The 22,083-nt window shown below is 68.7% G+C and carries 19 protein-coding genes; 5 read left to right on the top strand and 14 right to left on the bottom strand.

Annotated features, from left to right (window positions below; genetic code table 11):
• Positions 1-29: 29 nt before the first annotated feature.
• The gene (locus C8E99_RS00930) at positions 30-263 is read right to left on the bottom strand and encodes a heavy-metal-associated domain-containing protein (RefSeq protein ID WP_091697476.1); all 234 of its coding nucleotides are present in this window, start codon (positions 261-263) and stop codon (positions 30-32) included.
• Between the two features lie 173 nt (positions 264-436).
• Here C8E99_RS00930 and C8E99_RS00925 point away from each other — a divergent pair, with 173 nt between their 5' ends.
• The 3 genes from C8E99_RS00925 to C8E99_RS00915 all read left to right on the top strand — a co-directional run bounded on the left by C8E99_RS00925 (position 437) and on the right by C8E99_RS00915 (position 2,604).
• The gene (locus C8E99_RS00925; protein ID WP_115930692.1) at positions 437-1,174 is read left to right on the top strand and encodes a Crp/Fnr family transcriptional regulator; all 738 of its coding nucleotides are present in this window, start codon (positions 437-439) and stop codon (positions 1,172-1,174) included.
• Positions 1,175-1,570: 396 nt separating this feature from the next.
• Positions 1,571-1,927 (top strand): Cd(II)/Pb(II)-sensing metalloregulatory transcriptional regulator CmtR, encoded by a 357-nt coding sequence (cmtR, locus tag C8E99_RS00920; RefSeq protein ID WP_115930691.1) that lies wholly within the window; start codon positions 1,571-1,573, stop codon positions 1,925-1,927.
• Entirely contained in the window at positions 1,924-2,604 is a 681-nt protein-coding gene (locus C8E99_RS00915; RefSeq protein WP_115930690.1) for a cation efflux transmembrane domain-containing protein, read from the top strand. Before cmtR ends, C8E99_RS00915 begins: the two co-directional genes overlap by 4 nt.
• A 206-nt stretch (positions 2,605-2,810) precedes the next feature.
• Here the strand turns inward: C8E99_RS00915 and C8E99_RS00910 are convergent, their stop codons facing one another.
• On the bottom strand, positions 2,811-3,890 hold the full coding sequence (locus C8E99_RS00910; protein ID WP_245952011.1) for a TolB-like translocation protein: 1,080 nt from the start codon (positions 3,888-3,890) through the stop codon (positions 2,811-2,813).
• Positions 3,887-5,266, bottom strand: a complete 1,380-nt coding sequence (locus tag C8E99_RS00905; protein ID WP_211308965.1) for an MFS transporter — start codon at positions 5,264-5,266, stop codon at positions 3,887-3,889. The genes C8E99_RS00910 and C8E99_RS00905 overlap by 4 nt, the downstream gene beginning before the upstream one ends.
• Before the next feature lie 472 nt (positions 5,267-5,738).
• On the opposite strand from C8E99_RS00905, the gene C8E99_RS00900 reads away from it, so the two are divergent.
• Together C8E99_RS00900 and C8E99_RS00895 are read left to right on the top strand one after the other, a co-directional pair.
• On the top strand, positions 5,739-6,314 hold the full coding sequence (locus C8E99_RS00900) for a VanZ family protein (protein WP_115930689.1): 576 nt from the start codon (positions 5,739-5,741) through the stop codon (positions 6,312-6,314).
• Complete coding sequence (locus tag C8E99_RS00895) at positions 6,311-9,160, top strand: WecB/TagA/CpsF family glycosyltransferase (RefSeq protein WP_115930688.1); 2,850 nt, start codon at positions 6,311-6,313, stop codon at positions 9,158-9,160. The genes C8E99_RS00900 and C8E99_RS00895 overlap by 4 nt, the downstream gene beginning before the upstream one ends.
• Positions 9,161-9,169: 9 nt before the next feature.
• Here C8E99_RS00895 and C8E99_RS00890 read toward each other — a convergent pair whose 3' ends face one another.
• From C8E99_RS00890 to C8E99_RS00840, 11 genes are read right to left on the bottom strand one after another with little or no spacing between them, the layout of a single operon-like run.
• The gene (locus tag C8E99_RS00890) at positions 9,170-10,519 is read right to left on the bottom strand and encodes a hypothetical protein (RefSeq protein ID WP_211308964.1); all 1,350 of its coding nucleotides are present in this window, start codon (positions 10,517-10,519) and stop codon (positions 9,170-9,172) included.
• A 54-nt stretch (positions 10,520-10,573) separates the two neighbouring features.
• Positions 10,574-11,359, bottom strand: a complete 786-nt coding sequence (locus tag C8E99_RS00885) for a YveK family protein (RefSeq protein ID WP_115930687.1) — start codon at positions 11,357-11,359, stop codon at positions 10,574-10,576.
• Between the two features lie 3 nt (positions 11,360-11,362).
• On the bottom strand, positions 11,363-12,748 hold the full coding sequence (locus tag C8E99_RS00880) for an O-antigen ligase family protein (RefSeq protein ID WP_115930686.1): 1,386 nt from the start codon (positions 12,746-12,748) through the stop codon (positions 11,363-11,365).
• Positions 12,745-13,665 (bottom strand): DUF6492 family protein, encoded by a 921-nt coding sequence (locus C8E99_RS00875; protein ID WP_115930685.1) that lies wholly within the window; start codon positions 13,663-13,665, stop codon positions 12,745-12,747. The genes C8E99_RS00880 and C8E99_RS00875 overlap by 4 nt, the downstream gene beginning before the upstream one ends.
• Positions 13,662-14,978, bottom strand: a complete 1,317-nt coding sequence (locus C8E99_RS00870; protein ID WP_211308963.1) for a glycosyltransferase family protein — start codon at positions 14,976-14,978, stop codon at positions 13,662-13,664. Before C8E99_RS00870 ends, C8E99_RS00875 begins: the two co-directional genes overlap by 4 nt.
• Complete coding sequence (locus C8E99_RS00865) at positions 14,975-16,186, bottom strand: glycosyltransferase family 2 protein (protein WP_211308962.1); 1,212 nt, start codon at positions 16,184-16,186, stop codon at positions 14,975-14,977. The genes C8E99_RS00870 and C8E99_RS00865 overlap by 4 nt, the downstream gene beginning before the upstream one ends.
• A complete protein-coding gene (locus C8E99_RS00860) occupies positions 16,183-17,772 on the bottom strand; it encodes a lipopolysaccharide biosynthesis protein (protein ID WP_115930684.1) in 1,590 nt (529 codons plus the stop codon). The genes C8E99_RS00865 and C8E99_RS00860 overlap by 4 nt, the downstream gene beginning before the upstream one ends.
• Entirely contained in the window at positions 17,769-18,938 is a 1,170-nt protein-coding gene (locus C8E99_RS00855; protein ID WP_115930683.1) for a glycosyltransferase, read from the bottom strand. The genes C8E99_RS00860 and C8E99_RS00855 overlap by 4 nt, the downstream gene beginning before the upstream one ends.
• Complete coding sequence (locus C8E99_RS00850; protein ID WP_342767548.1) at positions 18,935-20,188, bottom strand: DegT/DnrJ/EryC1/StrS family aminotransferase; 1,254 nt, start codon at positions 20,186-20,188, stop codon at positions 18,935-18,937. The genes C8E99_RS00855 and C8E99_RS00850 overlap by 4 nt, the downstream gene beginning before the upstream one ends.
• The gene (locus C8E99_RS00845; RefSeq protein WP_115930682.1) at positions 20,185-21,381 is read right to left on the bottom strand and encodes a glycosyltransferase family 4 protein; all 1,197 of its coding nucleotides are present in this window, start codon (positions 21,379-21,381) and stop codon (positions 20,185-20,187) included. Before C8E99_RS00845 ends, C8E99_RS00850 begins: the two co-directional genes overlap by 4 nt.
• Complete coding sequence (locus C8E99_RS00840; RefSeq protein WP_115930681.1) at positions 21,378-22,082, bottom strand: acetyltransferase; 705 nt, start codon at positions 22,080-22,082, stop codon at positions 21,378-21,380. The genes C8E99_RS00845 and C8E99_RS00840 overlap by 4 nt, the downstream gene beginning before the upstream one ends.
• Position 22,083: the final 1 nt, after the last annotated feature.

Below are 22,083 nucleotides of genomic sequence, written 5' to 3'. Positions count from 1 at the left end.
CCGATGGTGATCACGGGCGGACAGGAGGGTCAGAAGGCCGAGGGTGTGGCCTTGTAGCCGGCCTTGGCGATGGCGGCGACGATCTCGTCCACGGAGGTCTTGGACTCGTCGTGGTCGACCTCGATGCGGGCGGTCGCGAAGTGGACCTTCACGGTCGAGACGCCCTGGAGCCGGCCGACCTGCTTTTCGATCTTGGCCACGCAGGACGGGCAGGAGAAGCCCTCGGCGCGGAAGACGGTGTGGGTGGTGGTGGCGGTGGTCATGATGTCCGCTCCCTTCCGGTGTCGGTGTTTCTGATGGACGCTTTCACCGTAGTCAGCAGGCAGATCCGGGGCCTTGACGGACGTCAAGTCCCCGCACGGCGGTGCACCCTGCACCTGTTGCCGAGTCCTGTCCCTGCTTGACGAGCACCGGCCACCGGGCAGAATCAAGGAGTATGCGTACCTTGCCGCTGCGGGAGATCCACCGGGACGAGATCAGCTGCGTGCGCCGGGTGCCGCTGTTCTCCGGACTCACTGAGGACCAGCAGGACCTGGTCGGGGCACTGGCCCGGCCTCTGGTGCTCTCGGCCGGGGAACTGGTGCACGGAGCCGGGGAACGATCACGCCGGCTGTCCGTGGTACACACCGGTCAGGTCAAGCTCAGCCGCACCCTGCCCAGCGGACACCGGCGCCTGATGCGAGTGGCCGGGCCCGGGCAGACCCTGGGCGAGCACGGCTTCCTCACCGGTGGCCCCACGCTCGAGGAGGCCGAAGCGCTGACCGAGACACGCCTCTGCGTGTTCTCCCACGACGACCTCGCCGCTCTCGTGGCCGAGCACCCCAGCATCGCGCTGCAGATGCTGCGCAACCTCGGCCAGCGGCTGGCCGAGACCGAACGCCGTCTGGCACAGAGCACCCTCGAGGTCGACGTCCGGGTCGCCGACTACCTACTGGACCAACCCCTGCTGCGCGAGACCTCAGACTCCGCGCCTGCTACAGCCTCTTCAGCCGTTAGCCCACGGCTGCGGTTACGGCTGAGCAAGAAAGACATCGCCTCGATACTCGGCACCACCCCCGAATCGATGAGCCGGGCCCTGGCACGGCTCACCGCCAGCGGGCTGATCACCGTCGACGCCGACGTCATTACCCTGCTGGATGCGACAGGCCTGGAAGCCCTCCTGGCCCAAGACTGAACATCTCACAGTGAACTCGGCTAGTGGGCGTCGGACCGGACGGGGCACGAGACGGGTCCGGGCTGGCGACCCGGTTGGTTCCCGGACCGCAAAGGACACAAGCCCCGTGCCCGCCGAACGACGATCGGCAGCAAGAATAACCATCCGTGCACCCACTCCTGACGTCCGCGTCCTCGGCGTACCGCCGTTCACCCACGTCGGCTGCGGGTGTGTACGGTGGTGGATCGTTAAATGGGAGTCCCGGCACCGCTGCAATTCACGCTCCAACCCTTGCCGTGTGAATCGCAGAGAAAATTGGCGGCTTTCTATTGAAGGTGAATGGGTACAAGGTGCGATGTGAGTTGACCGTGCTGCAGGTGCAGACCATTGTTCAGTCGTGGCTGTATAGTTCAGTCCATGCTGACTATTGCTTCTCGTCTTGACGTGATGAACCGATTGGGCCGGGCGATGGCCGACCCGAACCGGTCGAGGATCCTGCTGATGTTGTTGGACGGACCCGCCTACCCCGCGGAGATGGGCCGGGAGCTGGAACTCTCGCCGTCCAATGTCTCGAACCACCTGGCGTGCCTGCGCGATTGCGGGATCGTGGTGGCCGAGCCGCAGGGCCGCCGGACCCGGTATGAGATCGCCGACCCGCACCTGGGCAGAGCGCTGGCGGCGTTGGTGGAAACGACCCTGGCGGTGGACGCCGGAGCCCCGTGCATTGATTCGGGCTGCACGGTGACTGGTTGCTGCGGCGGGGGTGCCCGATGAGCGTCCCGGTCGTGACCGCCGAGCGGCGGGCCACACTGCACCGCCGGGTGAAGTTCATTGTCGGGTTCACCATCACCTACAACGTCATCGAGGCCATCGTGGCCGTCACCGCCGGGACCATGGCTTCGTCCGGCGCACTGATCGGCTTTGGGCTCGACTCGGTGGTGGAGGTCCTCTCGGCCACGGCGGTGGCTTGGCAGTTCACCCGCAAGGACCCCGAACGCTGGGAGCGGGTGACGGTCAAGGTGATCGCGATCGCGTTCTTCGCCCTGGCCGCCTATGTCACAGTCGACTCAATCTCCGCGTTGGCTGGGGCCCAGCAGGTGGACGAGAGCCCGCTGGGCATCGGGATTGCCGCGCTGAGCTTGATCGTGATGCCGGCGCTGGCCTGGTTTGAGTTCCGCACCGGCCGGGAGCTGGACTCCAAGAGCGTGATGGCCGATGCTAAGCAGCTGCTGCTGTGTATCTACCTCTCCGGCACGGTCCTGCTGGGTCTGTTGCTGAACTGGTTGTTCGGCTGGGACTGGGCTGACCCGGTCGCCGCCCTGGTCGTCGCCTTCCTCGCGGTCCGCGAGGGCATGGAGGCCTGGGGCGGGGAGGTCGAATCCCCTTTCGAGACCCTCGGCCACCTGGACCAAGACGACGAGGACGAGGAACGACCACAGGAAGTCTCCTAGGCACCGTTAGAGGAACCCCCACCGGACCACCCATCGCTGACCTGCCCGAATGAGAGCACGCCTCGACAGTGTCCCGCAGGGGCCGTCCGGTGACCTTTCCGGTGGCGGTGCCCTCCACGGGACACGATTCGCCAGGTCTACCGCTATCACCCTTGCGATTCGCACCCGTACCGGCTCGTCCCGATCACCTGCGGCCAGCCCAGGGACTACCGGACCACCGAGGGTGACCAGGCGTGCTCGATGAACAGCTCGGGTTCGGCATCCGCCTCGGCCTCTAGTGCGAACACGTCGGCATCCCAGCCGGCCTCCTCGCGGGGCAGCCCGTAGAGCAGGGTGTCCTCGTCCAGCCATTCCAGCTGATCGTCGATGCCGCGCTCCAGCTCGATCACGGTGCGCTCCCCCGAGGCCAGGTCCAGTACGGCAACGTCCCAGTGCACGCCCGATCCGCCGACCATGTCCCCGCCGGTGTCCCGGCGGACCTTGAACGCCACCCGGCTGCCGTCCGGGGACACCGAGGGGCATTCGGCCTCGGTCGCCACGGAGGTCATGGTCCGCGCCGCAAGGTCTCCCTCCATGAGCCAGGTCGTCCCGCCCGAGGCCACCGTGGCGAAGAAGCGGTCACCGCCGGCGAAGGTCACGCCCCACACGTTGCGATCGATCGCGGTCAGCGGTTCACCGTCCACGGTGATCTCGAAGTCCTGCAGGTTCCCGTAGTCCCGTCCGTCCGGATCTCCGGCCCCCTTCACGGTCGTCTCGGTGGAGAAGGAGTCCGCGGCATAGGAGTGCCCGGTGACGAACGCGGTGGTGGCGACCAGTCCGTCGTCGGACACCCGGGTCCGGCTGGGGATCCCGGCCAGCGGCCACGTGGTGACCGGGCTGCCGCCGAGGTCCTGGCCATAGTCGTAGACCTGTGTCTCGAACGTGGTGGGGATCCCGCGCAGGGTCCGCAGGCAGGACAGGTACTCCCCCGCCACGTCCACCCGGTCGCAGGCCTGACCACTGATTTGCCGGGCCCCGTCCGGATCGGCCAGGGCCACCGAGGACACCATGCCGTACCCCTCGCCGGAGGCGGTGTTCCGGAAGGTGATATGCGGGCCGTCCGGGAGGGAGACAGCGAGTTCTGCGGCCGAGGCACCCGTGGTCCGCTCCTGGTGGTCCTGCAGGGCCTGGACACCGTAGACGCCCACGGCGCCGAGGGACATGGCGGCCACGCCCCCCAGCGCCCACCACCGCGCGCGCCGGGACAGCCCTCCCCGCACGCCTGCCCGCTCCTGCACCGGCTTCACCGGCGGACCACCAGCCACCACGCCAGCGGCAACACCAACACCAGCACGACGGCGGCGCCCACCATGGTGGGCACGGCACCGAACAGCACCCACAGCGCCCCGAAACCGGTGGAGGCCACGAGCCGGGTGATCGCGACGACGGTCTGGGCCGCCCCGATGCCCGTGGCCGTCCGGCCCTGGGGGGACAGCTGGCCGGCGAGCGCGGCGAGGACGCCGTCCGTGGCGGCATAGAAGATGCCCAGCATCAGCAGGGCCAGCCCGAGCGCGATCCAGCTCCCGCCCATCGCCGCCGCGAGGTACGCCCCGGCCAGGAACAGGTGCCCGCCGATCAGGACCGCGGCGCGAGAGGTGCGGTCGGCGATCCGGCCCACGGGGATGGCGAGCAGCAGGAAGACGCCGTTGGTGCCGACGAAGAGCAGGGGGAACCACAGTGGATCGAGATGCCCATGGGACATGATGGCCAGGTAGATGAACCCGTCCCCCACGGTGAGCAGGCCGAGGACGCCCGCGGCCACCAGGAGCCGTTTGAGGGAACCGTCCAGGGTGCGCCACCGCGGGCGCCGGGGTGAATGCGACCGAGGTGCGCGGGACCGGAGCGTGCGGGGCCGGGCCACCGGCGAGGTCTCCGCGGCCGGCGTCGTGGTGGAAGTGGTGGTTCTGCTGAACCGGACGTTGGGGACGAAGAGAATCAGTGCCGCCACGCCGATCAGGGCGGCGGCGAGGGAGACGGCGAAGACCACGCGGTACCCCTCCGGGACCAGCAGCAGCACCACGAAGGCCAGCAGCGGGCCGATGGTGGCGCCGATGGTGTCCAGCATGCGGTGGACCCCGAAGGAGCGCGCGAGGTGATCGGGTTGGGAGACCTCTTGGATCATGGCGTCCCGAGGGGCGGTGCGGATGCCCTTGCCGACCCGGTCGATCCCCACCAGCACGGCGATGCCCACGAATCCTTGCACGATGAGCAACCCTGCCCGCGTGAGCATGGACAGGCCGTAGCCGGCCACCGCGATCGCCTTGGGCTGGTCGGTCCGGTCTGCGGCGTAGCCGGCGGCGATCCTCACCACGGCGCTCACGCCCTGGTGGAGTCCCTCGAGGAATCCGTAGGCCACCATGGACAGTCCGAGCGCGCCGGTGACGTAGAGCGGCAGGACCGCCGCGACGGATTCGGAGGAGACGTCCGTCAGCAGGCTGACCATGCCCAGGGCGATCACCGTGGGTGCCACCCGGAAGGCGACGGTCCGGCCGGAGCGGGGACCGGAGTCAGCGTGGTCGGGTCCGGCATGGGCGGGACCGGGAGAAGAGTCCGCGTGGTCGGGCCCGGCATGGTCAAGGCCGGCGTGGTCAGGCCCGCGGAAGCCGGCCAGGGAGATGTACATGGGATCCTTCGGAGTGCTGGTCTGACGCCGTGATGCTGAGTCGGTCCTGGCCGAATCCGCGGTCCAGGCGACCGGTCGCAGAGGCCGGTGTGGAATCTCAGAGCCAGACTATGGCCGTCCGCCCTGGCCTCACAGCGAGATGCATGCCTGTATTCGGGGGCGAGGTCGGCGACGATCGGGTGGTCTACGCACGCATGGTTCCGGCCCTCCACGTGGGAGCTGTCACCGGCTACTCGTTTCCTTCTCGATTCGTCTCCGGGCCCCCGTGGTGGCGTTGTCCCCCGCCGGACTGCTTCCTACGCTGAACGCCAACGTCCGGCATCCGGCCTACCCTCCGGCTGGAGACCGTAGACGGATCCCACCCGAATCGCGGTTGGGGCGTGCGTACCGTCCGGGAGCAAGTGATGACAGTGCTGAATGAAGAGTCGCCTGACTTAACGAAGAGTCGCCTGGAGAAACCAAAGACGCGCTCATGACGGCCCTCCAGGACAGCCCTGTCTCACGCCGTGACGTCACCCCGGAGAACGAGCAGGCATCCGCGTCTCCACGCTCAGAGCACCGACGGTGGGCCGGTTGGGGTCTGCTCGCCTATCTGGTTCCGTTGGCCGCTCTCGTCCTCTCGGCACGCCTCGGCGACCAGGGCATTCCCCAGGCCGCCGATTCCCTCCTGCAGTGGTTCAGTGAGACCCGCTGGTTCGCCGAGATACGGTTCGGTCATCTCGAGGCGGCCGCCAACGTCCTGCTCTTCGTTCCCATCGGCTTCCTGTTCTCCGGACTCTGGGGACGCCGCACGCGTACCCGCAGTCGCAGTCGCAGTCGCAGTCGCACTCTGAGGATCCGTCGATCGGGTCTGCCGGATTTCGTGGTGTGGATCCTGGCCGTCCTCCTGTCGGCGGGGATCGAGCTGGCCCAGATGTTCCTCCTCGCAGAACGCTCGGGTACATTCCGTGACCTCCTCTGCAATGCCACCGGTGCCCTCGCCGGAGTCCTGACCTTCCGAATCGTCCAGATGACCCGTAGCCGGGCCTCCCGAAGGAACACACCATGATCCCCCCGCATCCCCGCGTAGACCTGGCCGGCATCGTCGTCGACCTGATGGACGAGCGGGCAGCCATCGATGCCCTCGTCCACCGGCCGGCCGATGGCAACCCGCTGGCCGTCATCTCGGCCAATCTGGACCACATCGTCCAATTCGGGCAGGGTGGCCGCTGGCGCCGCACCCTGGGTGATTCACTGCACCCGACCCACACCGATGCCGATGGTCAGTCCCGCCCTCTGGAGTGGCTGACCCTGCTGGACGGTGCACCCCTGGTAGCGCAGGCTGACCGGCTCACGGGTGCTTCCTGGCCCCGCTTGGCCGGCAGCGACCTCGTGGGTCCGTTGCTGGACGCCGCTGAGAAGGCGGGCCTGTCAGTGGGCTTCCTGGGTGGGTCCTATCTGATCCAGCGTCTCCTGTCCCGTCGGCTCATCGCGACCCGGCCAGGGCTCGTGATCGCCGGGATGTGGTCACCGGACCGCAGTGAACTGGCGGACGAGCAGTCTTCCCTGAAGCTGGCAGAGGACATCGCCTCGGCCGCTCCCGAACTGCTGATCGTCGGGCTGGGCAAGCCCCGCCAGGAACTCTGGATCTCCAAGTACGGACCCGCCACCGGGGCCACAGTCCTGTTGGCCTTCGGTGCTGTGGTCGATTTCCTGGCCGACGCGATCCAGCGGGCTCCCGCTGTGGCGAGCGACCACGGCCTGGAATGGGCCTGGCGCCTGGCCCGGGAACCACGCCGGCTGGCCAAGCGCTACCTCCTGGACGATCCACCTGGACTGGTCCAGCTGCGGCGCCACAGCAGCCTGTTGCCGGCGGCCGCCACTGTCTCGGCACCGCCTGCCGTGGCCGGTCCGATCCGTTCCCCCCTCCGGACGCATCCCTCCAGCGGGACCGGCTCCGATCCAGCACTGGCTGCCGTGCCCAACGGCGGGAGATCGGGACAATTCTCGGCCTTGGGCCGTCCGGTGGACGTAGCCGTCCTCGTGGTGACCTACAACAACGAGGACCACTTGGGTGCCCTCATCTCCAGCCTCCGCCAAGAAGCCCAGGCACTCCGGATCCGGGTGGTCATGGCGGATAACGACTCCACGGACGGCACCCTCGCTGAACTCAACCGGCATCCCGATGTCGTGCAGGTCCAGACAGGCGGCAATCTCGGCTATGCGGCCGGAGTCAACGCCGCTCGGCGAAAGGCTGGAGATGCCGAAGCGATCCTGGTGCTGAATCCGGACCTCGAGGTCCTCCCTGGTGCTATCTCCGAGATGCTGGAGGTGCTGCGCTCGGGTGAGGCCGACGTCGTGGTCCCCCGCATTGTGGACGGGGAGGGGAACCTGACGCCGTCCCTCCGCCGTGAGCCGAGCCTGGGCACAGTCTTCGGCGATGCCCTCTTCGGTGGCCGCTGGCCGCAGCGTCCCGCGGTGCTGGCCGAACAGGACGCCGCGCCCGAGAGCTATCAGTTCGGCCATGAGATCGATTGGGCCACCGGGGCCGCCGTCATGACGAGTGCGGACGTCGACCGTCGGATCGGTGCATGGGATGAACGATTCTTCCTCTACTCCGAGGAAACCGACTACTTCCGCCGGGCACGAGAATCCGGTGCCCGGATCTGGTACGAGCCAGCGGCCACCGTGGCCCATGCCGAGAATGGCTCCGGCTCCTCCGCGCAGCTGCAGGCCCTGATGGCCGTTAACCGGGTGCGCTACATCCGGAAACACCACACCGACGTCACGGCCGAGGTATTCCGCTGCGGCGTGGTCCTCCACGAGATGATGCGCTCCTTCAACCGAGACCACCGCAGGACCCTGGCCATCGTGGCGGACGAGGCCTTGTGGGACGCCCTGCCGGGGCCGTCAGCCACCCGGTATCCGGCCAAGGTCCTCGGTGGGTTCCCCACCGGATCCGTCATCATCCCGGCCCACAATGAGGCCGCTGTCATTGGACGGACCCTCGACTCCCTTGAACCGGTACTACGGACCGGTCGGGTGGAGGTGATCGTGGTGTGCAATGGATGCACGGACGAGACGGCTTCGCTGGCGGCCACCGTGCCCGGGGTCCAGGTCATCGAGGCGCCGGTGGCCTCGAAGACGGCCGCCCTGAATGCCGCGGACAGGGTGGCCACCCAGTGGCCTCGGGTCTACCTGGACGCCGACACCGTCCTCAGCCCCACCGCCCTGCGCCGCGTGCTGGAGGTTCTGTCCGAGTCACCAGTGCTGGCCGCACGCCCGGCGTTCCGCTACGACGACTCGGGAGCCACCTGGCCGGTGCGAGCCTACTACCGCGCCCGGCGCCGCCTGCCAAGCACGCAGCAGGCCCTGTGGGGTGCCGGGGTCTTCGCCCTCTCCCGCGAAGGGCACGAGCGCCTTGGCTCCTTCCCGGACGTCACCGCCGACGACTATTTCGTGGACCGTCTCTTCTCTGACGAGGAGAAGGTCATCGTCCCCACGCCGCCGGTCCCCGTCCAGACTCCGCGTGAGACCAGGTCACTGCTCAACGTCCTGACGCGCAACATCAGGGGCCCGGCCGAACAGCGTTCTGCTCCGGCACCGGTGGACGCAGCGCCCCGGGGAATGCCGTTCCCCTCGGATGCCGCCGGACCCGCTCCACAGGAGACGACAGGCGGGCGCACCCCTGATATGCCGGCTGATTCGGCCGCCTCCTCCGCCTCGTCAACGGCCTGGGAACTGTTCCGGTCCATCAGAGGCCCCCGCAGCGCGGTCGATGCCCTCTCCTACTCCGGCTTGGCTGCCACACCACGGTTGGTCCGGCTCCGTCAGCCGCGCGCCGGTGTCTCATCCGCGCCCATCGCCTGGGAACGCGATGACAGCAGCCGGCGCCCTGAAGGGCTGCCACGCTGAGAGGGGCCGTCACAGTCCACAGTCGTTGCCAGTGAACCGGTAGAGGTGGACGGCGTTGCCATCGGCGAAGGTATCGATGAAACGGCCGGTATCCACGGGAACGGTACGGCCCTCCCCCACGACGGCGGCCCCTTCAGGCACAGGTGCAGCTTCAGTCACGGGTTGGGCGCCACCATCCTCCCCACTGGGGGCTCGAACACAGTCCAGGCGGAAGGACACCTCCCCCGGAGCCGGTGAGGCTGCGGTGGCCAGGACGTAGAGGTCACCCTCGTGCGCCTTCACCACGGCGTCAACAGCACCCTCCACGGTGAGCGCGCCCGTCAGGGAGGGCGAGTTGAGCACCGGGGCCAGGTCCGTCACATCGGCGTTGATCTCCGCGATCCCCTTGGCGAGATCGTCACCACAGTCGCGCAACACGTGGAAGCTCGGACACGGCCCACCGAAGCTGTGGCCGAAGTACACTATGCCCCGGGCTCCATGGACCAGACTGGACCAGACCGCTGCACGGATCTGCGCCACCTCAGGCGGGTCCAGTGTGCCGAGATCCCAGGGCTGCCCCACCTCCACGAACGCCCAGACCGGCTTTGAACCGTGCGGATCCACGAGGGACCGGACCCGGTCCACCGTCCAACCGTAATTGGCGGGCAGGCGGCACTGCGCATCAGTCAGGTCCCGGGGCTCCGCCAGCATGGTCCCACCTTCCTGGGCACCACAGATGTTCGGGTCCGTGAACCAGTAGTTGTCCGCGGACACCACATCATGGGCGCCGTTGACGAACCCGGCAGCCTCCGCATCCGTCTGCCAGAACGTCACGCCCTTGCCGAGGTTGGAGTAGGTCATGGTGTGTGGGGGAACGTTCGCCGCCAGATCGTCCTGCACCGAGTATCCGCAGTCGGTTCCCGGAACGGCGCATACCTCGCCCTGGCCGGGGAAGTTTCCAGACCACGCGCCGTGGCCGGGGCCCGCCCACATGTCCACTTCATCCCCCAGAACGGCCCCCCTGGCCGCTGGATCGGGCCACGAGGTCAGCGCGTACTGGCCCTCACCCAGAAATCCCAGTCCGGAATCCACGGACAGGTCCACGTACAGGTTCAGTCCAAGCCGCCGTTCCTGGAGCGCCTCCTCAGAGGAGGTCACGGATCCAAGCCACAAGCCGATCGGGACATACTCCGGCCCGGACGGCAGCCCGTTCTCAAACCCCGTGAAGAAGTCGGTGCCGCCATCGGGCTCCTCCAGCGAGACACCCTCCGGAAGATGCGGACCGCGGGCAGCACTGGACCCGGTACCCGGTTCAGACCCGGCGGGAAGGCACGCCGTGACCACGAGGATGAGAGCCATCGCCGTGGCTGTGGCCCTCATCCGTCTCTCAGCGTGCCTCACGGTCACGACCACGCTCCGTTGCTCTCGGCTCGCTTAGCGGCCGACGGTGTGCGGACCCGTGGTGGCGTCCGCAAAGACTCGGTCCTCCAGGGGAGAGCGGTAGCCCGGGACGGCATCGATGATCGGATCGTCAGCCAGGAATTCATGACGGTCCGCAGCGGCGTCGGCCGGGGCAGGCCGAGTCCGGCGGCGGCTCGCCGCAATCGACTCCGCCAGCGAGACCGCCCCGAACAGGAGCACCATCCCGGCAACGCCCAGGATCGCGGTGAACCGGAGTCGACTGGAGAACACCTCCTGCGCCGGTGTGGGGCCGCTGATGGGCAGCGCCTCGATCAGGTACAGGTCATCGGCCTCGTTGATCTTCTGCACCTCGCGCATGATCCGAGTGAACTCCTCGCTCAGGAAGGCCACGGTCTCCGTGGCCACTTCGGGCGTTGCCCCCTCCACGGTCAGGTTCATCATGCCGGAGGAGGTACCGTCCGGAGGCATCAACTCGAATTCGGAGGCCAGACCCCGTTCCTCGAGCTTCTCACCCACCTCGGTGGAGTTCACCCGGGCGATCACCACCTGGGCCAGCAGGGAGGTGTCCCGCCACCGCAGGTACGGATTGTCCGCGTTCTTGGCCGCGAGCTCCGGATCGTCCTGCAGTTGTTCCTCGCTGGGCACTGACGGCATGGCCAGCGCGAAGGTGGCCCTGGATTCATAACTCCGTGGAGCCCACAGCAGTCCGTAGGCGCAGGCCAAAACCGTGATCAGCACCAGGGGGATGGTGACCCATTTGTGCGTCCACATGGTCTTGAGAACTGTCAGCGGATCCATGGTCTACCTCCGTATTTCTTGCGGATTGCTGTGGTCTCCAGTGGATCGTTCGATCCCCGGGGTCTGATTGTGGTGTTGCAGGACGAGAAGCCAGACTGTGCCCGCCAGGCCGACGAAGATCGGCACCAGTAGGGCAAAGGTGTTGAAGGACATCGAATCGAACGCAGCCGAGGAGACAAGGGCCACGAACATGGCAGCGGCAACGCTCCCTGCCAGTAGCCGCAGTTCGGGGTCCGGGGCGTATCGGCCCGCCAGCATCGACGCCAGCGCGGGCACCAGCAGGTAGATCACCAGTCCGGCCAGTCCCACGACGCCCATGGTGACGGCTGTGAAGAGGTATTCGTTGTCAAAGATGTCCATGGCATTGACGGGCATCCAGGTTCCGGGCCCGTAGCCGAAGACCGGCTGCTGGACCAAGAGCGTCCACGCCAGTGGATAGTCATCGGTCCTGGCCGTGATGGACGGGTCCGAGCTGCCCGCGGTAGCGGTGCCGAAGAGGGTGGACACCATCCCCGGGATGGCCACGAACAACACGATCAGGAACGTTGGGGCGGCCACCAGGGCCCACCGTCGCGCGGTCCGGGGAAGGTACGGGATCATCACCGCAGCGCTGACGACGAGGCCCAGCATGGCCGATCGGGAAACGGTGGCGACGCAACAGATCGCCAACATGGCGGCCGGGACCCACCGCCGCCAGGCCTTGGACCAGGTGGAGAACAGCCCCCACCAAATCGACAGGGGTAGCAGCATGCTGCTCACCACGCCCAGTTCGATGGGATGCATGGTCATGCCGGCCACCCGGGTGAAAGACCCGCGGGGCTGGAATGGCGTGCCGGACCCGTTGTCTTGGAAGCCCGGCAGGAACGTGGCAATCCAGTCGACAGGATTCGTCAGGGTCGTGAACTGCAACGCAGCCACCAAGCCGGACGCGCTGGCCCCGGCCAGCATCCAACCGACGGCCCTCCGAACGTCCTCGCGGGTCAGCAGGCACTGGGTGACGGACAGGGTCAGGCCGATCCCGGCCACCAACAACAGCAGCCATCGGTCGGCAGATGCCCGTTCCACCACCGTCGAGGTGCCGCTCATTCCCGCCATCAGCGAGGCGTAGCTCAACAGCGACACCAGGAACCAGACCATCATGCCCACGCGAGCCGGATGCCGGAACTCCCAGAGGGAGAACCGTCCGAACACCGCCGATGCCAGCCAGAAGCCCAACAGGACGAGCGCCAGCAACTGGGCCACCCCGCCAGAGGCCCCCATCGGTTCCAGGACCAGGTAGGCGGGAAATCCCACCACCAGGAACATCGTCCATCGCAGCACCAGGGGCCCACCCGTGGGGCGAGCTGCCAGGTGGCCGGACGGCGCCAGGGCCGTGCTGGGCGCGGTCATCGTGGTGATGCCCCGCTCAGTCGCTCGACGACGGCACGGAAGACCTGGTCGTCTGTCTCCGTATTGGACTGGATATGGACGGCGCAGTCCTCGTCCCCGAAGCCTGCGACGAAGCGCTCCACCTGGTCAGCAGCCATGGCCTCTGTTTCCCAGTAGCTGTGACACAGCGTGGTATCCGGCTGGAAGCGCAAGTCCTGCTCCGAGCCGAACGTGCGTACGTAGGTGCCGTAGAGGAAGTCCTCACTGAACTGCAGTTGTTCCGCGATCGCCTGGACCCAGGAAGTTCCGGACACCTCTTCGACCCGGTCCAGGCAGGCGCGCAGCAGACGAGGATCCCAGGACACCAGGCCGGCGATGTGGTCCGGGTAGCTGTCCTCGCCGGTCCAGGGAAGCCCCAGCAGTTCGTGGGCGGTCTCAGCCCACCGGTAGTGCCGCATCTCCGGGCCGATGGAGTCCTCCAGGGTATAGAGGCGGACGGTCCCGTCCTGGACAACGTGATCCGGCCCCAGCCGCCGGACCAGGACGACATCCGAGTCGATGTTGACCAGGACGTCTGCCGTCACGCGATCGACCATGCACATCTTGACGATCTGCTGCAGCACCCAACCACGCACCGGCTTCCACGGCCGTCTCCAGTTGATCGCGGCACAGTTGAACGACGCCGGCAGGCCGGGGACCCTCTTCGTCGCCAGGGCGAGCCGGTCGGTGGGGGTCACACCGGCGGGCAACACGTCCTGATAGGTCCAGACCACGAGACGATCGCTGCCGATGTCCCGGTATAGGGGTGCGTCCCGCCCGGGGACGATCACGTGGTGGTTCACACTAGCGTCCGTATAGCGGCGGACCGAGGCGTGCAGTCTGCGGAATCCGGCCAGGTCCGGGCGGTATGAGGGGGTGATGACGGCCATGGTGGTCATGAGACCTCCCTTCCAGGGGTACGGAGTCCTGCCCGATCACTCGGGCTCCGGGGAGGCGCTGACACTGGCGGCGGGCGGTACTCGCCGGGCTTCGGGACGGTGCCGCGTCGCACCGTGTCCTCGATGAAATCCGCAGTCATCGACTGGGCCACCGCCCAGGACGGTCGCGGACGAAGGGCAAGGCGTCGAGCGCGACTGACGATGCTCGCAGCGTCCGCTCGCACCACCTCGGCGAGGGCTGAGGCCAGGGCGTCTGGGCGACCCGGAACCCACACGGCGTCCGGAGAGTCCAGGTCAAGGCGGGGCCCGGGCAGGTCGTTGAGGACCGGGACGTTGCCAGCTGCCAGCAGTTCGCCGGGAACCAGCGAAACGTTGGTGAAGGACATTGCCAGGGAGGCGATCGTGCGGTTGTACAACTGGTTCAGTGCGGCGGGCGGAACGGATCCGTGCTGCTCCACGGGGATGTCCCAGCCCCGCACCCTGTCCCCCACGATGTGGATCGGCTGGTCCGGGCACAGCTGATGGAAGCGCTCCAAGGTCTCCTTGGCCAGCAGATAGCCCCGCCGGTCCACGGTCCTCTTGGCGTAGTAGACGATGCCGTGCCGGGGTTCCGGGGATTCCAGCAACCGGTAGGTGGCGGTGTCGCAGCCGAACGGCACCAGCAGGTCCGGTTCCAGGTCCCGCTGGCGGCGCATCTCGGTGGCCACCATGCCGCCCAACGCGATGTTCTGCAGGCCGAGGGCGTAGCTGGACTCCGCCAGGTCGTACAGATATCCATGGGGGAAGAAGAAGGGCTCGTAGTCCTGGATGAAGTAGAACCCCATCGCGGTCCGATTTCTGCTGGCGACCACGTGAGCGGTCTCCCAGGAGCTGGCCACCACGGCGTCGTAGCTGCCGAAGCCGTCGTCCACGCTGGCGATGTCCGCGTCCAGGTCCGGCCAGGCACGGCGGATCACCGGCACGTGGCGGTCCACGTCCCCCGCGAGGGGATCGTAGAACACCAGGGTGCAGTGATGTCCTCGTTCCTCGAGGGCGCGGACCATCCGGAACAGAGTCGTATGCCCACCGGAACCGGCGCTGGGAGGGAAGCAGACGATGCCCACGCGCAACCGGTCCACCGTGCGCCCCGGCTGGGCGGGGACGGGGCCGGCGTCGTGGATGTCCTTCGCTGCCAAGGACAGCGAGGGCTCGTCCCAGGCCAGACGACGGCCGGCGAGTTCGCCGGCCTTCCGGGAGGCAGACCGCGCCGCGCTGGCCCAGCCGTCACGCTGGATCCGTTCGCCGACGGTTCTGATGACCGTGCTCGTCTTCATCTGGAGTACACCCCGTTCTGGTGCCAGTTGCGGAACTCCCGTTCCCGTCGTAACCGTGCGGTGGCCCGGCGGCTCAGGGACATCGCGCGGTCAGCTGGGCCGCGGGAGCGTGCGGCCCGGCGCAGGATGCGATCACGCGAGGTCAGGTTCCGGCGGGTAGGTGTCAGCTCCAGTTCGAGCAGACGGGCGAACATCGGAGAGTTCCCGCCGTTGGCGTCCACCTCGTGTGAGAGCAACTCCAGGGTTTCCCGGTCCAACCGGTCCCTCACCGTCCGGCACGCCTCCACGGCCCAAGGAAGGCTGCCGGCTGCACCCGAGAACAACGTGCTGAAGGCCAGCCTCCGTTCTGCCAGGTCCACGGCGACGTCCACCTCACGGGCAGAAAGGCTGGCCGGGTGATCCCGATGCCAGGCCTGGTCCGCCCCGTGGACGTACCCGACGTCGCTGAACGAGGCCAGCCGGAGCCACATCTCCATGTCATGGGTGTGGGCCAGGTCCCGCTGACCTCCCACGCGTTCCACCACGGAGCGGCGCATCAACACCTCCGCCGAGGTGATGACATTGCGACCGTCCGCACAACGCTCCTGCACCCAGCTGGCTCCGGGCCACACAGTCCACGAGGTGGCCCGGTCCCGGGCCGGCGGCAGCCGCTGCCCGTCCATGAAGTGCACCGGATGGCCGTACACCAGGCCCACTGAGGGGAACCGGCGGGCCAGGCGGACGGCCCGGGCCAGCGAACCTGGGGTCAGCAGGTCGTCAGCGTCCAACCGCACGAGGAATTCCCCCCGTGCCTCAGCCAAGCCGTCATTGAAGGTCTGCACGGCGCCCCGGTTCTTCGCATGACGCACCACCCGGACACGATCGTCGGCAGCGGCGAGGGCCTCGGCGACCAGGACGCTGTCATCCGTGGAGCAGTCATCCACGATCACCACGTCCACCTCGACCTCGTCCTGAGACAACACGCTGGTGACGGCGCCGTGCAGGAATCGGCCGTAGTTGAAGCAGGGGATCACCACGGTGACGGTGGCCAGCGGCACGGACGCGTCGGCGCCATTCCCCACCGCGGTTCCCGTTCTGTCCATCGCCGTTCCGATGACGGTGGTCTCGGCAGGCGCGAGGGGGCGTCCGGTGCCGGAGGGGGCGGCGGCGTTCCGGTGAGTGGGCAGGGTCAGCGTGCGGTGGTAGATCACGGCGGTCGCAGTGCTCAAGAGGTGGTCTCCGATGTGGTTGCAGGGTGCTGGACGGCAGGATCAGCGGTCTTCACGTTGACCGGCCGGACGGTGGGGACGGCGGTGCCAGGCTCCTCCTCGAGGACCTCGTCCTCTCCCAGAAGGCGGGCTTCGGAGAGTCGTTGGCGCATCCACCGGTACAGGACCATCCCGTAGACGACGGTGCCGGCGGCGCCTCCGCCTATGAGGTCCACGAGAGGATTCGGGCCGGCGAGCGTGACGAGCCAGGTGGCGAGGGCGGCCGGGATGACCGCCAGTAGCGGCGGCCAGAACACGGCCCAGACGGCGGCGATGTCCACCCCGACCACGGCTAGGGAGCGCGCGTACAGTGCGAGCAGGACGATGCTGGACACCACATGACCCACGGCGGCACCGATGCCGCTGCCGGTGAGGGTGCCGGCCACCAGCAATGGCAGCAGCACCACCATCCAGGCGACCTGCAATCTCAGCACGCGGCCGGACTCGCCGCGAGCCAGCAGGTAGGAGGTGGACAGGTCCAGGACGGTGCGCAGCGCCCCGAAGGCGGCCAGCACCATCAACAGGGGGGCTGCGGCCAACCAGCGGCCTCCGTAGACCAACTCGATGACCGGCCCCGCCAAGAACACCAGCATGCTCCCCACCAGTACCGAGACGGCCCACACGGGGGCCAGCGCTGTGGCCAGCGAGCGGTCCTTCGGGCCAGAGGCAACGCGTGAGAAGGCAGGCAGGGAGACGGAGCGGACGACTTGGCCGAGCACGCTCATCGGCCAGTTGGAGATGTTGAACGCCAGGAAATAGAACCCGAGCACGGTGGCACCGGCCAGGGAGGAGACGAGGACCTTGTCCGCCCCGAGCAGCACCCAGGACAACAGGTTGGCCCCGGCCACCGGCAGTCCGAAGAGCCAGACGCCCTTGGCGAGGGACCGGTTGAAGCCGTAGCGGGGACGTTCCCCGGACAAGACGAATTGCAGGATGACGGCCACGAGTTGGGCGACCACGCGGGACACGGCGAGAGCCATGACTCCCCAGCCGCCGAGCACCAGGGCCACCAACAGGACGGTACCGACCACGAAGTCAGCCACCGCGATGACGAAGACCTGTTTCTGCCGGAAGGTCCTCTGCAGCGTGGCATAGGGGACCACACCGATACCGGCGATCAACAGGGTCAGCGACATCACCGCGAGGACCGGCCCCGTTCCAGGTGCGCCCAGCACCTCCGCCAGCCAGCCTGACCCGGCGGCCATGGCCCCGGTGAGGACCGCCGAGATGAGCACTGCCATGGTGGCCACGGTGGGTGCCTTGGCCCGGTGGTTGGCGGAGCGGATCAGGTCCGAGCTCAGCCCGAAGTCGGCCAGGGTCATCATCACCGTCTGCACCGTCAGCACCACGGCATACAGCCCGAACTGCTCCGGCGTGAACATCCGGGCCAGGAAGATGCCCACTGAGAAGGTCCCCAGACGGAGCACCATGCTGCTGACGGTGCTCCAGGCCAGGCCGTGCCGGATGCCGGCGCTGACGGTGGTGTGGACCTCCGTCGTGGCGTGGTGCCCCCGCCTGCCGGTGGCCCGCACGGTCCGGATGCTCATGCCGCGGCGCTCCCGTCGAGGATCCGACCGGCCAGGAAGGATCCGAGCCCGGCTGCCGAGCGGGCCAGCGAGGCCGTCCGGCGGGCCACACCACTGCGGCGTTCCCGGGCGTTGCCGTAGATGTTGTCGAGGAGCAGTGCGGCCCGGCGCAGGCTGTGATGGTCCTCCACCACAGCGCGGGACCACTCGCCGCGGCGGCGTCGCTCGGCCGCATCACGGGCGAGCTCGGTCAGGGGAGCCAACAGCGGGTACTCCCCTCCGTCGCCGATGCCGTAGAAGCCCTGCCAGTCGAAGGCGCCCAGTGTCTGGGCTGTGACCGGCTCGCAGAAGCCATCGGCCCCGAGCACGATGGCAGGCTTCGCGAAGGCCATGCCGCGCAGGACGGAGCTGCCCATGCCGAGCACGACGTCCGCCGCGGCATAGGCCGGGACCGGGTCCGCAAGGCTGCCCGGGGTCAGGATCACTCGGCGGCCGTGCCGGGTGTTGATCCGGTTGGCCACGGCCCGGATGCGTGGCAGCTCCGGCCCGTCTCCGGCGAGCAGTAGGACAGCGGGCTCCCGTGACGCCAGGCGATCCACGGCGGCGATGGCCGCGATGACGCCACCGGACTTGTCCAGGTCGGTGGTCATCCGCCCGACCAGGGAGATCACCAGGTCCTCCGGAGAGATCCCGAAGACCTGCCGGGCGGGCCACGGGTCCGAGGGCGTATTGACGACCGTGTCGATGGGCGGTTCCATCAGGTGCCGGTGGGGGTGCTCATCGGCGGCAGCCCACAGTTGCCGCGTCCCGACGACCAGGTCCAGGTGCCGCGGCAGGAACCGCGGAACCTCCATGGACAGCACCGTCATGACCTGCGGGACGCCGAAGAGGCCGTGGGCCCCGAAGGATGCCCCGATGGACGGAGCCCACTCATAGGTGTGCACCACGTCTGCCCGCCACGAGCGCGCCAGCCGCACCAACCCGGCCGCCCAGCCCGTCGAAAGACGCAAACCGGTGTTGGACAGGGTCAGGTCCAGACCCAGGACGTGTGCCCGGTCCATCAGTGGCCCGGGTGCGGCGTACAGCATGACGTGGTGGCCGCGATCCCGGACCGCTGCCGCCAGGTCAAGGGCATTGAGCTGACTGCCCCCCATGCCCATGTCATGCGGGCAGACGATGATCCTCATGGCGTCGCCACGGACGTCGATCGGCTGCGGCCGACGGCCCGGCCCAGGGCCGCCACGACGCGTTCCTGCTGCTCCGCCGTGATGTGGGGGAAGATCGGCAGGGAGAGCAGCCGGTCCGCCGCGGCCTCCGTGACGGGAAAGGCTCCCCGGGTCAGGCTGAGGTGCTCGTAGGCACCGGTGAGGTGCACGGGAACCGGGTAGTGCACCCCGGCCCCGATCCCCGCCACGCGCAGGGCCTCCAGCACGGCGTCTCGGTTCTCGAGCTGGACGGTGTAGAGGTGCCACACGTGGTGATTGCCCTGGGCCGCGGTGGGCAGCCACACGTCGCCGGAATCGGCCAGCGGCCGCAGCAGCTCCGCGTACCGGGCCGCAGCAGCCCGGCGGCCCTCATTCCACCGGTCCAGCCGGGCCAGCTTGGCCCGCAGGACCACGGCCTGGACCGTGTCCAGCCGCGAGTTCATGCCGACCGTGCTGTGCCGGTACTTGGACGGGCTCCCGTGCTCGCCCAGCACCCGCACGCGGGCCGCGAGCTCGGGGTCATTGGTCATCACGGCACCGGCGTCCCCGGCGGCACCGAGGTTCTTCCCCGGATAGAAGCTGGTGCCGGCCGCCAGCCCCAGGCTGCCGGCCATCCGACCGTGCCGGAACGCCCCCTGGGATTGGGCCGCGTCCTCGATGACCGCGACGCCGGCCCGCTCGGCCTGCGGACGGATCCGCTCGACGAACGCCGTCTGGCCGTAGAGGTGGACCGGCATGACGGCCTGGGTGCGCGCCGTCATGGCGGCGAGCGCCGCCTCGGGGTCGATCAGCAGGTACTGGGGATCCACATCCACCAGCACGGGCACGGCGCCGATCCGGCTGACGGCCTCCGCAGTGGCGATGAAGGTGTTCGCCGGGAGGATGACCTCTCCCCCGGGCTCCACCCCGGCGGCCCGCAGCGCCAACTCGAGCGCGTCCGTGCCGTTGCCGACGCCCACGCAGTCGGAGACCTCGATGAAGGCGGCGTATTCCCGCTCGAACGCCTGGACGTCCGGTCCGCCGATGAAGGCCGTCGTGTCGAAGACGCGGCGCAGACCGGCCTGGACTTCGGCGTCGATCTCGCGCTGCTGGGCGCCGAGGTCCACGAAGGGGACCGGGTCGGGGGCGTCGGTATCCATCCGGGTGACTGGGGAGGTCTGGGAGGTCTGGGAGGTCTGGGCGGCCTGGGAAGTCGGCTGGGTGGCCGACGTCGGTGGTGTGAGGGTGGTCATGCGATGGCTCCTTCCCGGGCCCACTGTTCGCGGTCCACCACGGACCCGAAGCGCATGGAGGTGAAGTACCGCGCGCTGGTGGCGGCGGAGCGTGCGAGGGACCGGGCCACGGCAGCCCGAGGAGACCGGCCCAGGGCCGTGTCCACGTACAGGGCGGCCAGGTGCTCGGCGGCCCGGTCCAGGTCATAGCGGGTGGCCACGAGGTCGCGGCCGAAGGCGCCCAGCTGCCGGCGCCGCGCGGACGACTCCGCCAGGGATTCCAACGCCCCGGCCAGGTCGCGGATGCCGGCTCCGCCCCGGCCGTACCAGCCGCGGTGCAGGAAACCCGCAGCGGTGGTCTCGTCCAGGGTCCGCCAGAATCCGGCCTCGCCGTGGACCACAAGCGGCTTGGCGTGGGCCAGTCCCTTGATGGCGGAGGACCCCATGCCCAGCACGATGTCCGCTGCCTCGTAGGCCGGGGCAGCGTCCAGCTGGAAGCCCACCGGTTGCACCACGGTCCAGCCGTGGTGGGCGTTGACGGCGTCCGCCCGCCGCTGAACGGCTTGCAGGCCCTCTCCGTCTCCCGCGATCAAGAGCCGGACGGGCCGGGTCGCCGCCATCCGGTCCACCACGCGGATGGCCTCCAGCACGCCCTGGAGCTTCTCGAGGGCCGTGGAGAGCATCGAGACGATCGAGATCACCAGGGCGCCGTCCGGGATGCCGAACCGGGCGCGGGCCGCGGCGATGTCCGTGGTCCGGTACCGGTCCATGTCCACGGGCGGTTCCAGCAGGTGGGCCCGGCGGCCCTGATCCAGCATCCGCTGGTGGAGTTCCGGGGTCCCGACGACAAGGGGCACGTGGGTGGGCAGGAACCGGGGCACGTCCATGGACATGACGGACATCAGCAGGGGGATCTGCCGCCCGGCGCCGAAGGCCGCCTGCAGGCAGGGCCGCCACTCGTAGGCGTGGATCAGGTCGATGCGGTGCTGCCGGACGATCTCCTCCAGCCGCCGGGACCATCCCAGTCCGGGGGCGTCCGGGGCGGGGGCCTCGGCCCACTCGAGGCCGCTATCCCGCAGGAGCTCCGTGAGGACGCCGGGGGCCGAGTAGATCATCGGCTCGTGGCCGTAGTGCCGCATGGCCGAGGCCATCTCGATCGCGTTCAGCTGGCTCCCGACCATGCCGAGCTGGTGGGGGCAGATCAGAATCCTCATGATGCGGTTCCTTTCGGGGTGCGAAGCCTGGCGTGGGCGCCGGGACTCTGGCCCACGACGCCGGCCGGTACCGTTCTGCGGAGCGGTCCGGCTGGGTTTCCGGCCCAGGTCTGGGCGTCTGGCACGTCCTGCAGCACCACGGCCCCCATCCCGATGACGGCGTCCTCCCCCACCCGGATGTCCTGCCGGACGGACGCCTGCATGCCGAGGTAGGCCCGGGAACCCACGTGCACCCGGCCGGCCAGCGTGGTGCCGGCCGCACAGGTGACGTGGTCTCCGAGGACGTCATCATGCGTGAGCACGGTGCGCGGCATCAGCACCGTGTGGCGGCCCAGGGTGACATCACTGGTCAGCACGCAACCGGCCAGGAGAATGGACCCCGCCCCGATCCGGCTGCCCCCGCCGATCACCACCGAGGGGTGCACATGGGTGGCATAGCGACCCTCCTCCACGCCCAGCCCGGAAAACCGGGCCTCGATGGCGGCGCGGCTGCGGCCCTGGCCGGCGCACAGCAGTAGCTTCTCCCGGTGCCGGGCCGCCTCGTGGAGGCCCCCGAGCACGGGGACACCATCCAGTACGGTGCCGTGCAGTGCCTCGTCGTCATCGAGGAAGCCCACCACCGTGTCCCGGCCCGAGGACCGGATGGAGGCCAGCGCCTCGCGGGCCAGGCCGCTGGCGGCCACCAGGAGGATCCGTGTCATG

It is taken from the genome of Citricoccus muralis (assembly GCF_003386075.1).
Taxonomy (GTDB): Bacteria; Actinomycetota; Actinomycetes; order Actinomycetales; family Micrococcaceae; genus Citricoccus; species Citricoccus muralis.
This window is presented reverse-complemented; position numbering and strand designations above follow the sequence as displayed.

Bases quoted from the DNA above. Each gene is read 5' to 3' on its own strand.
- C8E99_RS00930 (WP_091697476.1), bottom strand. From the start codon at position 263: ATGACCACCGCCACCACCACCCACACCGTCTTCCGCGCCGAGGGCTTC.
- C8E99_RS00925 (WP_115930692.1), top strand. From the start codon at position 437: ATGCGTACCTTGCCGCTGCGGGAGATCCACCGGGACGAGATCAGCTGC.
- cmtR (WP_115930691.1), top strand. From the start codon at position 1,571: ATGCTGACTATTGCTTCTCGTCTTGACGTGATGAACCGATTGGGCCGG.
- C8E99_RS00915 (WP_115930690.1), top strand. From the start codon at position 1,924: ATGAGCGTCCCGGTCGTGACCGCCGAGCGGCGGGCCACACTGCACCGC.
- C8E99_RS00905 (WP_211308965.1), bottom strand. From the start codon at position 5,266: ATGTACATCTCCCTGGCCGGCTTCCGCGGGCCTGACCACGCCGGCCTT.
- C8E99_RS00900 (WP_115930689.1), top strand. From the start codon at position 5,739: ATGACGGCCCTCCAGGACAGCCCTGTCTCACGCCGTGACGTCACCCCG.
- C8E99_RS00895 (WP_115930688.1), top strand. From the start codon at position 6,311: ATGATCCCCCCGCATCCCCGCGTAGACCTGGCCGGCATCGTCGTCGAC.
- C8E99_RS00890 (WP_211308964.1), bottom strand. From the start codon at position 10,519: ATGAGGGCCACAGCCACGGCGATGGCTCTCATCCTCGTGGTCACGGCG.
- C8E99_RS00885 (WP_115930687.1), bottom strand. From the start codon at position 11,359: ATGGATCCGCTGACAGTTCTCAAGACCATGTGGACGCACAAATGGGTC.
- C8E99_RS00880 (WP_115930686.1), bottom strand. From the start codon at position 12,748: ATGACCGCGCCCAGCACGGCCCTGGCGCCGTCCGGCCACCTGGCAGCT.
- C8E99_RS00875 (WP_115930685.1), bottom strand. From the start codon at position 13,665: ATGACCACCATGGCCGTCATCACCCCCTCATACCGCCCGGACCTGGCC.
- C8E99_RS00870 (WP_211308963.1), bottom strand. From the start codon at position 14,978: ATGAAGACGAGCACGGTCATCAGAACCGTCGGCGAACGGATCCAGCGT.
- C8E99_RS00860 (WP_115930684.1), bottom strand. From the start codon at position 17,772: ATGAGCATCCGGACCGTGCGGGCCACCGGCAGGCGGGGGCACCACGCC.
- C8E99_RS00855 (WP_115930683.1), bottom strand. From the start codon at position 18,938: ATGAGGATCATCGTCTGCCCGCATGACATGGGCATGGGGGGCAGTCAG.
- C8E99_RS00850 (WP_342767548.1), bottom strand. From the start codon at position 20,188: ATGACCACCCTCACACCACCGACGTCGGCCACCCAGCCGACTTCCCAG.
- C8E99_RS00845 (WP_115930682.1), bottom strand. From the start codon at position 21,381: ATGAGGATTCTGATCTGCCCCCACCAGCTCGGCATGGTCGGGAGCCAG.
- C8E99_RS00840 (WP_115930681.1), bottom strand. From the start codon at position 22,082: ATGACACGGATCCTCCTGGTGGCCGCCAGCGGCCTGGCCCGCGAGGCG.